11 protein-coding genes and 1 tRNA gene are annotated in these 12,276 nt (G+C 33.1%); 4 read left to right on the top strand and 8 right to left on the bottom strand.

Going from position 1 to position 12,276, the window contains the following annotated elements; all coding sequences use genetic code 11:
* The first annotated feature begins 34 nt into the window (after window positions 1-34).
* Window positions 35-1,357, top strand: coding sequence for a magnesium transporter (mgtE, locus tag C8D70_RS12495; RefSeq protein ID WP_076597501.1), 1,323 nt, complete (start codon window positions 35-37; stop codon window positions 1,355-1,357).
* Window positions 1,358-1,383: 26 nt separating this feature from the next.
* Window positions 1,384-2,118: an ABC transporter substrate-binding protein gene (locus C8D70_RS12490; protein ID WP_110367527.1), complete on the top strand. Its 735-nt coding sequence runs from the start codon at window positions 1,384-1,386 to the stop codon at window positions 2,116-2,118.
* A 49-nt stretch (window positions 2,119-2,167) separates the two neighbouring features.
* Here the strand turns inward: C8D70_RS12490 and C8D70_RS12485 are convergent, their stop codons facing one another.
* From C8D70_RS12485 to C8D70_RS12475, 3 genes are all read right to left on the bottom strand, one after another.
* Window positions 2,168-2,764, bottom strand: coding sequence for a hypothetical protein (locus C8D70_RS12485; RefSeq protein ID WP_110367526.1), 597 nt, complete (start codon window positions 2,762-2,764; stop codon window positions 2,168-2,170).
* A 133-nt stretch (window positions 2,765-2,897) separates the two neighbouring features.
* Entirely contained in the window at window positions 2,898-3,347 is a 450-nt protein-coding gene (locus C8D70_RS12480; RefSeq protein ID WP_076597498.1) for a GAF domain-containing protein, read from the bottom strand.
* Window positions 3,348-3,359: 12 nt separating this feature from the next.
* Entirely contained in the window at window positions 3,360-4,787 is a 1,428-nt protein-coding gene (locus C8D70_RS12475) for a hypothetical protein (RefSeq protein WP_047432722.1), read from the bottom strand.
* 54 nt (window positions 4,788-4,841) lie between these two features.
* On the opposite strand from C8D70_RS12475, the gene C8D70_RS12470 reads away from it, so the two are divergent.
* Together C8D70_RS12470 and C8D70_RS12465 are read left to right on the top strand one after the other, a co-directional pair.
* The gene (locus tag C8D70_RS12470) at window positions 4,842-5,609 is read left to right on the top strand and encodes an MBL fold metallo-hydrolase (RefSeq protein ID WP_110367611.1); all 768 of its coding nucleotides are present in this window, start codon (window positions 4,842-4,844) and stop codon (window positions 5,607-5,609) included.
* 93 nt (window positions 5,610-5,702) lie between these two features.
* A tRNA-Leu gene (locus C8D70_RS12465) sits at window positions 5,703-5,782 on the top strand.
* A gap of 149 nt (window positions 5,783-5,931) precedes the next feature.
* On the opposite strand, the gene C8D70_RS12460 is transcribed toward C8D70_RS12465, so the two are convergent.
* The 5 genes from C8D70_RS12460 to C8D70_RS12440 form a co-directional block, all read right to left on the bottom strand.
* Window positions 5,932-7,110 carry a hypothetical protein gene (locus tag C8D70_RS12460; RefSeq protein ID WP_110367525.1) on the bottom strand — a complete coding sequence of 393 codons (1,179 nt, stop codon included), beginning with the start codon at window positions 7,108-7,110 and terminating at the stop codon, window positions 5,932-5,934.
* Window positions 7,111-7,245: 135 nt separating this feature from the next.
* Entirely contained in the window at window positions 7,246-7,866 is a 621-nt protein-coding gene (locus C8D70_RS12455) for a hypothetical protein (protein WP_110367524.1), read from the bottom strand.
* Between the two features lie 240 nt (window positions 7,867-8,106).
* The gene (locus C8D70_RS12450) at window positions 8,107-9,444 is read right to left on the bottom strand and encodes a hypothetical protein (protein WP_110367523.1); all 1,338 of its coding nucleotides are present in this window, start codon (window positions 9,442-9,444) and stop codon (window positions 8,107-8,109) included.
* 78 nt (window positions 9,445-9,522) lie between these two features.
* Window positions 9,523-11,448, bottom strand: coding sequence for a DUF4365 domain-containing protein (locus C8D70_RS12445; RefSeq protein ID WP_068942043.1), 1,926 nt, complete (start codon window positions 11,446-11,448; stop codon window positions 9,523-9,525).
* Window positions 11,449-11,697: 249 nt separating this feature from the next.
* Window positions 11,698-12,273 carry a hypothetical protein gene (locus C8D70_RS12440; protein ID WP_068942040.1) on the bottom strand — a complete coding sequence of 192 codons (576 nt, stop codon included), beginning with the start codon at window positions 12,271-12,273 and terminating at the stop codon, window positions 11,698-11,700.
* Window positions 12,274-12,276 lie beyond the last annotated feature (3 nt).

Raw genomic sequence — 12,276 nt, 5'->3', positions numbered from 1 at the left:
TGAATTATTTTTGCATATCCAAAAATTTCACGTTTTGAATTCTAGAGACGAACTTATCTTTAACCCTGCCGATATTGCCGAAACTCTCAGCGAACTTCCTGCTGACGAGAGGCTGCTCGCGTTCCTGAAGGTTCCGAAAGAATACAAAGCAGAAGTTTTCTCACATCTTGATCCTGATTTTCAGGAAGATACCATCAGAAGTATCGGAAGCGATGAAGTTTCCGAAATCCTGAATGCAATGACTCCGGATGACAGAACTGCTCTTTTCGAGGATTTCCCGGATGAGCTGATTAAGTACTCCATCAACCATCTTAACCCTCAGGAAAGAAGGATTGCGTTAAAACTTCTTGGATACAATTCGGATTCTATTGCCCGTCTGATGACTCCTTACTATATCCAGATCCGTAAGGAATGGACGGTAAAAAGATGTCTTCAGCAGATTAAAAAGGTAGGAAAAAGGGTGGAAACCATGAACTACCTGTACGTGGTAGACGAAAGAAACCGCCTGATTGATGACCTTGCCATAGGAACATTACTGCTGGAAGAGGAAGACACTTTGGTTTCTGATATCACAGACAATCATTTCGTAGCTATTACCACCACTACTTCCAAAGAGGATGCGGTAACCTATTTCGAAAAATATGACCGTGGTGCGCTTCCCATTATTACGGAAGCTGGTGTTCTGGTAGGAATTGTAACAATAGATGACATTCTGGATCAGATTGAACAGCAGAACACGGAAGACATCCAGAAATTTGGGGGATTGGAAGCATTGGACCTTCCCTACACCCAGACTTCATGGACAGAAATGATCAAGAAAAGAGCCACCTGGCTGATCATTTTATTTGTTTCTGAAATGCTGACTGCTTCTGCAATGGGATATTTTGACAAGGAAATTGAAAAAGCGGTTGTTCTTGCTCTATTTGTTCCATTGATCATTTCCAGTGGCGGAAATTCCGGATCACAGGCTGCCACTTTGATTATCAGGGCGATGGCTCTTCAGGAAATCAGTCTGAAAGATTGGTGGTATGTGATGAAAAAAGAAATTATCTCCGGATTATGTCTTGGAGCAATTTTAGGAGTTATCGGATTTGTCAGAATTATGCTTTGGCAGCAGATAGGCCTGTTTGATTACGGACAGTATTGGGTATATGTAGGATTAAGTGTTTCTGTTTCCCTGATTGCCATTGTATTGTGGGGAACATTATCTGGTTCCATGATCCCGTTTGTCTTAAAGAAATTGAATCTTGACCCTGCTACTTCATCTGCTCCTTTTGTAGCAACGCTGGTGGATGTTACAGGTCTTATTATCTATTTTACCGTAGCCGGACTTTTCTTAACCGGAAAACTTTTGTAATTTTAGGCATCATCTAACATGCCAATATGAAAATCGTTTCACTTGTACCTTCTATTACTGAGGCTTTATTTGACCTTGGACTGACCGAAAATGAAGTGGTAGGAAGAACAAAATTCTGTATTCATCCTCAGGATAAAATAAAAAATGTACCCATAATCGGCGGAACAAAAAATATTAATATTGAAAAGATTAAAGCATTACAGCCGGATCTTATTCTTGCCAATAAGGAAGAAAATGTAAAAGATCAGGTGGAAGCTCTGATGGATGATTATAAAGTAATGGTCACTAATATCGACACTATTGAGGACAATTATTATTTGCTTAAGAATCTCGGAAAGCTCTTCGGAAAGGAAGACAGAGCACAGGTGTTTAATCTTAAAATCTATGATGTTCTGAATCAGGCCAAACTGGATATTCCAGTAAAAGCTGCTTATCTTATCTGGAAGAACCCTTATATGACCATTGGTTCGGATACCTTTATTCATAGGATCTTAACTGAAATTGGTTTTGAAAATATTTTTAAAAACCAGACCCGTTATCCTCAAATCACTACTGAAGATCTTGCAGATGCCGATGTCATTATGCTTTCGTCTGAACCATTTCCGTTTAAAGAAAAGCATATTGAGGAACTAAAGGCTTTTTATCCTGATAAAAAAATCATAATAGTGGATGGTGAAGCTTTTTCCTGGTATGGGACGCACATTGCGAAATGTGAAGAATATTTCAGGGAATTGGTTTCTCAATTTGCTTATACAAAATAATGCCTTGCTTTATGGGCAAGACATTAGTATGGTTATCTGATCGTTTAAACTAAAATTTTCTGCTGGAAGTTATTATATTCAGAATAAAAGGCTTGTTATTGATATTTATTTTTGACTGCTGATATACCTTAATGACTTTCATGGATTTTTCATTTTCCTTTACTATATCCACTTCATATCTTTGATTTTCGGGAGTGAAAACTACTGGCTCATTTTGAATTTCCATATTCATTTTTGAAAAATAAGGTTTCAGCCCATCTAAAGAAAGCTCATTTGTTTCAATAGGAATTGCTTTTTCTTCAAATTTTTTTACCAATTCATCCGAAACATTTCCTGCAATGCGCATCGATTTGATTAAAATTTTATTTTCAGAAATCTGTTCTATGTCTATTGTATTGATCGTTTCATCCACAATTAATTGATCAATAGCAGGTTCTTCGTTAGCTTTCTGAACTTTTCTACAAAATAAACCATCTTTATGGCAAAAAGGCCATATATTCTTCCAGCCCCATCTCACAGACATCTGTACCGAACCTCCTTCTGTGATACGAGTTCTTTTTTCTATCCCCAGATTTTGGGTTTTAATCTTTTGTGCACTTCCATATATAAGAAATAAACAAAGTAAAAGAGTTAACATTTTTTTCATGACGTTATATTTTTATTAGTTAGTACAACGAAGTTCTAATAAAATAATAGATTAAAGCCATGAAAAAACCCCTTATAAAATAGGGGTTTTAACGGTATTTTACAAATATTTTATCTACAAAATATTTAGTTTTTTATATAATTTTTGCAATTTCATTGCATAGCCATTCCAGTAATTCACGGTCTTCCTGCGTGAAAGGATCTATGGTATGAGAATCAATATCGATCTGGCCAATATTTTTTCCATCTTTAAAAATAGGAACTACAATCTCTGCTTTCGTATCGATAGAACAGCTTAAGTAGTTACTTTCTTCATGTACGTCAGGAACTACAAATGTTTCGTTGGAAACTGCAACCTGACCACAGATTCCTTTACCGTAAGGAATGATTGTATGATCGGTAGGTGCTCCTACATAAGGACCTAAAATCAATTCATCCTTATCTCCGTTTTTGAAATAGAAACCCGTCCAGTTGAAGTAAGGAATTTCCTGATCCAAAAGGTGGCAGACTTTTTCAAGTTTTTCTTCTGTATTATGTTTAGGACTTTCGAGAATTGAGGAAAGTCTTTTTTTTAATTCTGACATTGTATTTATATTTTAAGAGAATTGTTTTAGGGAAAGTTCTTCTTTATACCCGAACATTCCACGCTCTTTAATCATTTCTGCTACGCCTTCCGGAACCTGGGTTTCCCAGCCTTTCACACAACATGCAATTTTTCTCAATATTTCTCTGGAATAAATTTCCAGAAACTCAGGATTATAATTGGTAATATCTACGATACGGTTGTTGTGTTTGAAGTACTTATATAATTCTTTCAGATTTTCTTCCACTTTCAGGTTGGAAGAATCTAATAACTGATGAGTTTCCGGATCTTTGTAAGGATACAGATATACTCTCATTCCATTTCTGAAGAACTTCCCGAATGCTTCAAGAATTCCTCCCGAAAGATTTTTATAATATTTTTCATCGAATACCATCAGCATATTATTTACCCCCATTGCTACTCCGATGTCACCACTTGTATAAGAGGCAAAATAATCAATCAGTCTGTAATATTCAGAGAAGTTTGAAATAATAACAGTATACCCCAGCTTTGCAAGAATATCTACTCTATCCAGGAAATCTCTCTCATCAATGTCTCCGTCTGCTCTCAGATTGGAAATGGTAATTTCGATAAGAACTTCTGTTTCTTCATGGGTGCAGGTAGCATCTTTGAAGAACATATCCATACCATTTTTAAGCATATCAATGTTTACCTTGGTCACCGGTCTAAAACTTCCTCTTACCGCGAAAATATTTTTCTTGTATAAAACATCTGCCGGAAGCATGTTGCTCCCTTGAGAATTGAAGATCACGGCATCGGTCATTCCGTTCTTTACAAGCTGAAGAGACATCAGTCTGTTGTCAACATACGCAAAAGCTGGTCCGCTGAAGTCGATCATATCAATCTCCAGGTTATCTTTTGCAATATCATCGTAAAGAGATTCTACCAAAGTTCTTGGATTGTCAAAATAATGAAAAGCTCCAAAAATAAGATTTACTCCCAGGTTCCCTAAAGTTTCCTGCTGAAGAGTAGCATCATTTTCTTTGAATTTTACATGGATAACGATTTCATTGTAATCTTCATTTTCTTTGGTCTGAAAACGGATTCCCACCCAGCCGTGGCCTTTTACCGTTTTGTCAAAATTGATGGTAGTTACCGTGTTGGCATAAGAAAAGAATTTTCTATCCGGATTATTATCTCTTGAAATTCTCTCTTCAATCAAAGCTACTTCATATCGAAGCATTTTGCGAAGCCTGTTCTGGGTAACGTACCTGTTTTTTACTTCCTTTCCGTAGATGGCATCACTAAAATCTTTGTCATAAGCAGACATTGCCTTAGCAATTGTACCGGAAGCTCCCCCTGCTCTAAAAAAGTGACGAACAGTCTCCTGCCCTGCTCCAATTTCTGCGAAAGTACCATAAATAGTAGGATCTAGATTAATTGTTAATGCTTTTTGTTTAGGAGTTAGTTTCTGATACATTAGGACATGAAATTTTTTGTAAATTTACCAAAATTAAACCAACCTCAAAACAAAATGAAGTTGAAATTTTTAGGAACCGGTACTTCTCAAGGTGTACCTGTTATAGGCTGCACATGCGAAGTGTGTACTTCAGAAAATCCCAAAGACAAACGTTTACGCTCTTCCGTTATAATCACTACGGAGGAAAATAAAAAAATACTGATAGACTGCGGTCCGGACTTCAGGCAGCAAATGCTTGCCAACCATGAACATAACATAGACATTGCGTTGATTACCCATGAACATAATGACCATGTGATTGGGCTGGATGATATGCGGCCACTGATTTTTAAAAGTGGAAAAGATGTTCCGTTATACTGCTATTCAAGAGTGGCTCAAGAAATAAAAAACAGGTTTCCTTACGCTTTTGCAGATGTAAAATATCCCGGTGCGCCCGCTTTTGAGCTTCATGAAATAGAAAACAAACCTTTTCAGGTACTGGAAACAGAAATTACTCCTGTGGAAGTCATTCACTATAAAATTACCGTATTTGGATATAAGTTTAAAAAGCTGGCCTACATTACGGATGCAGGTTACATTTCTGAAACAGAGAAGGGAAAACTGAAGGATCTGGACATTCTGATCTTAAACTGCATCAGAAAATTTGATCCTCATCCTGCCCATTTTATTCTTCCCGATGTTATTAAACTGTTTGAAGAATTAAAACCTAAAAAATTATTTTTAACCCACATAAGCCACCATTTAGGGCTGCATGATATTGAAGATAAGGAGCTTCCAGCCGGTATACATCTTGCCTACGATGGTTTGGAACTTAATTTTTAAAATATTTTCTTCAAAAAGCTTTTGAACATTGAAAAAAGTTCCTATATTTGCACACCAATTTGAAACAAACGTCATGTTTGTAATCAACATCAAGCCCAGGTGGCGGAATTGGTAGACGCGCTGGTCTCAAACACCAGTTCTTAGGAGTACCGGTTCGATCCCGGTCCTGGGTACAAAAAACCTCTGAAATCATTTGATTTTCAGAGGTTTTTACTTTTTAGGGTGGTCAAAAGGGTGGCTTTTTTATTTAATTCATAAATCGTTTTGTGAGAATTAATAAGACTATTATAAAAGTTTTGTAAATACCTTTTTATAAGAATTATTAATTGGGATATTCCTTAATATTTCTATTTATTACCATTTCTGATGTAAACCATCCAAAGGCTTTAATTAATTTTTCTAAATATATCTTTGCTTCTGATGTCACTTCAGTAGATTGAAATAAACCAAACTTCCACTGTTTAAGTCCTAAACTAGCTGCTAATAAAACTAATTTTTTACAGTCGTATTTATAAGCATAAATTTGTTGAGCGAGTTCTAACATCTTATCAATTTCGTTTTCAGGTCTTTCTATTGGATAATAAATGAAAAGAAAGCCTATGTCGTTATATGTTGTAAATCTCCTTGCTAGAAAATCTTTTTCATTTTGATATTTGTTCACTATTTCAAACAAATTTTGTGCGATTATTCTTCTTTCAAATCTACTCAAGGTCATAAGCTCTTTAGCTAATAATTCACCATTAGTCAATTCTAAAACGTCATTTTTTATTAATTCATCAATAAAATAACTCTTTTCATCTTCAAGTCTCTTTAATAAAACTTGTTTGTCTTTATCGTAAATTTCCCATTTTCCTTTTAGTTTTGAAGTTTCTTCTTCAAAATTTATATAAAGTTCTTTCTTAAAATCTCTTGCATTACTCAAATAATGAGCAAGAAGATCTTTTTCCTTACAATTACATTTTTTGTTTAGATTTTTGAGTAAAAGAGTTTCTCTTGATTTTAAGTATTCAGTTAAATCTTTTACTGTATCTAACTCTTTAACAAGAGTTTGAAACGTATCTTTATTTAGTATGGCAATGATTCCTTTATTTTCATCATAATCAATAAATTCATAGTTTTCAAAATCTTCACCTACACTTACGGTTATTTTAATAATGTTTGTGTAATCTTTAGGGTTAATGATAGTTTCTCCATTTGTAGGATGAATCACTTTTAGCTCATTTAAACTAAATATTTTTCGTTCCGCACCAAACAATTGTTTAGATGATTTTTCAATCACCTTTTTTGCAAATCTATCATAATTTCCTTTGCATTGATAATTTTTGACAGATATGATAATAGCTGTATCGAAAAACAAAATGAGTGCATCACATATTTCTTTTTTATCGCCATTCTCATCTTTTGGATTTGGATATAACCAATATTTTAAATAAGAAGTTTCAAGAATTTTTAAAACAAAATTTTCGCCTTCAATTCCACTATCTATAAAATCTTGATTCATAAGTTTTGTATTTTAATATTTCTGTTAAATTCTAAATTAACTCATTGCGCAAATTCGATTTATATAAATCTCATAAAGCTATTTTCGCTACTAATTTAAAATTTACTTTGATCGTTTTTTTGAGGTTTTGTTTTACTATTTTCTATCAATTTTCAAATGGGGTAATTTTTCGGAAGTTTTTGCAAATACTTTAGATTGAATTTCACTAGCATTTTCTAATCCAGAAACTACTTCAACATATGATTTAAGATTTCCTTCTGTAAATTCTCGTTCAATTTCGAGAACTCTATTCTTTGTTCTCGTTTCAACTTGTAATAAAATCAACATATAAGTGATTTCTTCAGCGAGCTTAAAAAATCTAAATTTATGTTCATCATCAGACACCTTCATTTCATCGAGAGAATACCATTTAACTAACTGTTTTTCAATCTCTTTACCAACACTTGTTAAAGTAAATAAGTTCTCAAAGGAGTCAATTTCTTGTACGTGAGCAAATTTATTTCGGATATTCATCAAACAAGAAAGTTTTTTCGTCATTTCAGATTCTATTCCTTTAATATCTTGAATAATTTGTATTTTTTGATTAAAAGATAAGGCTGAAGAACCATATCCAAAAGATTTTGAAGTCTTATAATCAATACCCAATAAGTGCTCAATTGCTTCAGATACTAAAGTCTCAATATGAAGAGTATGCTCAATAATATATAATCTTAAATTATCAGTTTTAGAGAATACTTGGATATCAGTTTCTTTCATTTTAAAATATTTGTTAATCTCATTTCTTAAACTTGTTAATGGTAAAAAATGATGTAATTGATGTAAAAAATAGGTTTTTAAATTTTCACAGTTTTCTCAATCAGACTAGTGTAACAAGGAATAAATACGTTTTCATTGATATTTACAATTATTAAAGGAAAACCTCACAAAGATGTAATTTATAATCGTTTTTTGAGATAATATTTATATAAATGAATGTATAATTAAAATTATTAATTTTTAACAATCCCAGTCCAGCATTTCAATTTTATGAAAAAAGAAAGAATCCATATACCTCCAAACACCTCCGCTTTGACCATACACCATATTTTCTCGTTGCTCATTTTGGTAAAGCATTCGCAACATTATTTCTTTTGTATATTCTATTTCGTTAAATAATACAATTACTTTTACCTTTACCTCTGCAATTGCTGGCGCTTGATGTTCAACTGATAGAATTTCAAAGGTTTTGAGATTCTTTTGATCAAAAACTTTTCGTACTCTTCCTGCTTCTTTACCCATATTAAATTCATCGGAAAATAAACAAAGCTGTTTAGCCATTTGACCGTAATTATTTTTTTGCCAACTGGTTAAAAAGTAAACAGCATCTCGCTCTGGCGTAAATTCTGTATATTCTTCCTCTAATCCCTGAGCAGGAAAATCTACGTTTGCAATAGCTTTTCTTGATTTCCAATGATTCATGAATTTATCAGTTTCCGCTCTTTTTTCTTTCTGCAGTTTGTATTTATCAGTAGTTTCTTTTAAGTCTGATAGTGCCTCTTTCAGTGTAGGCTGTTTAGTCTCTTTAGGTGGATTTTCTTTATTTTTTTGCAAAGCTTTTGCCCAATCATTAATAGCAAATAATGTTAGCCATGCTTTACCTGCAACATATTTATTAGCATAAGAAATATCTCTTCCATGCAATATTCCGTTTCTGTAGGGGAAAAATATTTCTTCAGTGGTTGTCGACTTTCGTGTCACATTTAAAATGTCCCTAAGTTTGGAGAGACCGGTACTATGTGCAGCAATAGAATCCCACGCAGTAAGATCAGTATTTTCCGCAAAAAAGCCTTTGCTTTTACTGATGTCATTAACAGTACCATCAATAATCATTAAAAGTAATGGGATGGCAGAGTAAAATCTTTCAGCTTTTGTATCTTCAAAGGCTGCATTAATTAAATTATTTCGCTTTCTAAACTCAGGAACACCATATGTTGAAGTTATCAGCCATTGTATTTCCTCGGAAGTATAGTGATCGGCTAGTTTCTCCTCAGCTGCTTTTATATTGTCAGATTCTGCCAAATTAATGCATTCCATAATCAGATCGTGATTACCTGACTCGTGAGCAATCCAGCCAAGTCCACTGAAATAATTATTAAACTGGTCAGGACTTTTGGAAATCTCGTTGAATTGTTTTTCAATCTCATCAAAATTTTCAAAAGCATCTAAAATTTCTTTAGCTCGTGAACTAAAAAATGCTAAGAATGATACAATTTTTTTTACTGACTTCCCCCCCTTTAAATTATTTCTAAATTCTTCAAACGAAGAATTATCTTCAATTTTATTTTTGTTTGCCATTTTGCATTAATATTAGGTATATTATAATTTACTTAATACAAAAATACACTCTTACTACGCAGTCTATTTGCGTAAATATTATTTTTTAACTGCTACTTTCTTTATTTCTTCTGTCAGCTTCACAATGCCCTCAGTTATTAACCGTTTTACATTGAATGGAATTGGTTTACCCATAAAATAGTCAGATAAATCGTTGTTTACAAATTCACCATGCTTTTCAACTATAAAATGTAGAACAAGAGAACATAATTCATGTTGTTGCTGTGTAAATGCAATTAACAAAGCGTTGAATTGAGCCTCTTTGTCTCCGTCCCGGAGAAGTCCTGCGGTTAAGAAACAGTAAAATGCATCTTCAAATTGCTGTTCTTTGTCTTTTGCAACACCAAGATTAAACCAGGCAAGATCATTTGTTGGGTTAAGTTCTACAGCCTTAGTAAATTCTATAATTTGAAGTTTGAAGTCATTCAATTCCAAAGCCTTTTCATAAAGTTCTATCGATTTTTCACTTTCTATTTTTTTGCCATCAAGTCCTAATTTTATACATCGGTCCGTAATGGCTCTTTTTAAATACCACTCATAGCTATAGCTGTTATGTTGTTCAAAAAATTTGTCAAACCATTCGTTTGCTTTTGAAAATTTACCTTGGAGAAGCAAACAATCACCAATCAGGGCAAAGACAATTGCTTCTTGATTTGGTAGAATCTGTTCCAATCTAAAATACCTGTATTGAATATCTTCTTCAACTAATTCAATTGATTTTGTATAAAACAATTCGGCTAGCTTATAATGACCTTTAATAAATAAAAGCCCTGCCAGTTCTCTCCACCAATGTTTTCTTCTTTCGTAGTCTGGTAGATACTTTCTTGCTTTGAAATAACACTTGATTGCTTCATCAGTGTTATATAAGCCTCTCTCAATATTTCCGAGGTTATAATAACAATTTCCTATTATTGGGGAATATTCAGAGTATTGAATTGCTAATTTTAAATTTTCAGTTCTTAGATAAAAGAGTTCGTTATAATTTTTGCTATGGACAAAGTATGCTACATCAATAAAAAGAAAAGTTTCAAAGAGTTTTTTTCTTATTATTAGTTTTGTGATTTCGTTATACTGAAGAAGTAAATCCTGATTAATAGATGATTGTAAAGTCCCTAAAGGGTCAAAAAGCATTGCGTCCTCTTCTATACTAAAATAATCTTTTTCTATGAGTTTTCTTAAAAGTTTCAAGGAACCATTTAAATTTTCTCTTGCGAACGCAACTACCAGTAATTTAAGAATTTTAGCATTTGTAATATTTATATCATCTGCATTAAAAAGTGGTCTGTGAAGTAATGGATTCTCGATGTCAAAACTTTCGATTTCAATTTCTTTGTTGAAGAACGGACCATCCAACAAAAGAAAATGATTTCCCCCACGTGTCAAAAATTGTAAGCTATAATGTTTAGGTAAAAATGAATTATTAAGTGCAAATGTTTTTGGGTAGAAATGATTAATAAATTTTCCGATGTTGGCTCCAAGAATATTACCTAAATCAGAGTTTGATGTTATTGTAAGACCATACTGAGAAATTATTTTTAACTCACCTTCAATTTGATTAAAGTACTCACCTTTAATTAAATTTTCAGAATCGAACTTCAATTTTACAGTTTCTTGCTCGGGTCTAAGGTTTAGAGATTTAATTAATTTGTTTGCCCAAATCCCCCAAGTTTGTTTTGTTGTCGTTGAAACACATACTATTAATACCGGTAGTGCCAGGGATGCATAATAATTCAAATTATCAATATCAAACTGCTTTTCAAACGTGTCATTCACAATTTTTTGTTCGCTTCCTTTCAGTTGTACGAAAAAAGTAATTCCTGTCGATTGACCAGATTTAAAAACTTCAATTAAATAGTCAATACCATAATCGGGTTTAATCTCTCGAATAACCCATTCCACTGGAATTAAGTCTTCAAAAATTCGGTGTGAAATTGTCTCGGTTACATGTTGAGTTGGTCGCTTCATTAAGATGATGTATAATTTTCAAATTTACGTATTGCGTAAATTTAATTTAATAACTTTCATAAATCCATGTATGTTACTAATATAAAATTTTATTCTGATCGTTTTTTGAAATTAATTTTTTATTCCTTGATAAAAAATAATAGAAGTTTTAATTTATCACTCATATTCATTCAAAGTACAAAGCACCAAGTTTGTATACCTGCCGTCTGATGTGGAAACCCATGTTTATGATAGTTTTTAAATTTGCTTCTATCCGTTTCCATCGAGAAATTTTAATATTGATTTTTTACTCACACTTTTTCCATAAATATCTGCTTCAAGGATAAGAGCATCGTTTAATATTTTTCCAACTCCTCCTTTCAATTCCTTTTTCACTCTAAAATCCTTGATTTCCCTTTTATCCTTAATGTCTTGTAATACTTTTTCGATAATTCTCACAACGTCTTGCGGTGACTTACAAACTTCTCTAATTTCAATAAAAATTAGTTTGTCTTCAGGAACCTTGCCTTCAGTTCGCTGTTTGTTATTACCATCTAAAAAATACTTCGGATGAATTGTTGTAATCATTAAAGCAGGCAGTAATTCTTTCGGGTCAACTCCATTTACGGATTCCCACGACATTAATTCTGAATAAAAATGACTTTCTGGAAAACCTTGAATTACCACGGCATCATTTTGAGCCGCAAAAACAGCGAGCTTGTCAAAGCTATTTCGCAAAGTATTGCTAATTGGTTCATCCCAATTATAGTAGTCAAGTATGTATAAATAATAGCTTCTTTCTGTGTTCTCAGGTAAAGCTGCTATTGTGCTAATTTTTAATCCCATTAA

Source organism: Chryseobacterium sp. CBTAP 102, from assembly GCF_003201365.1.
GTDB lineage: Bacteria > Bacteroidota > Bacteroidia > Flavobacteriales > Weeksellaceae > Chryseobacterium > Chryseobacterium candidae.
The sequence above is the reverse complement of the archived record's forward strand: the minus strand, read 5'-3'. Positions and strand labels throughout refer to the sequence as shown.

Bases quoted from the DNA above. Each gene is read 5' to 3' on its own strand.
- C8D70_RS12490 (WP_110367527.1), top strand. From the start codon at position 1,384: ATGAAAATCGTTTCACTTGTACCTTCTATTACTGAGGCTTTATTTGAC.
- C8D70_RS12485 (WP_110367526.1), bottom strand. From the start codon at position 2,764: ATGAAAAAAATGTTAACTCTTTTACTTTGTTTATTTCTTATATATGGA.
- C8D70_RS12480 (WP_076597498.1), bottom strand. From the start codon at position 3,347: ATGTCAGAATTAAAAAAAAGACTTTCCTCAATTCTCGAAAGTCCTAAA.
- C8D70_RS12475 (WP_047432722.1), bottom strand. From the start codon at position 4,787: ATGTATCAGAAACTAACTCCTAAACAAAAAGCATTAACAATTAATCTA.
- C8D70_RS12470 (WP_110367611.1), top strand. From the start codon at position 4,842: ATGAAGTTGAAATTTTTAGGAACCGGTACTTCTCAAGGTGTACCTGTT.
- C8D70_RS12460 (WP_110367525.1), bottom strand. From the start codon at position 7,110: ATGAATCAAGATTTTATAGATAGTGGAATTGAAGGCGAAAATTTTGTT.
- C8D70_RS12455 (WP_110367524.1), bottom strand. From the start codon at position 7,866: ATGAAAGAAACTGATATCCAAGTATTCTCTAAAACTGATAATTTAAGA.
- C8D70_RS12450 (WP_110367523.1), bottom strand. From the start codon at position 9,444: ATGGCAAACAAAAATAAAATTGAAGATAATTCTTCGTTTGAAGAATTT.
- C8D70_RS12445 (WP_068942043.1), bottom strand. From the start codon at position 11,448: ATGAAGCGACCAACTCAACATGTAACCGAGACAATTTCACACCGAATT.
- C8D70_RS12440 (WP_068942040.1), bottom strand. From the start codon at position 12,273: ATGGGATTAAAAATTAGCACAATAGCAGCTTTACCTGAGAACACAGAA.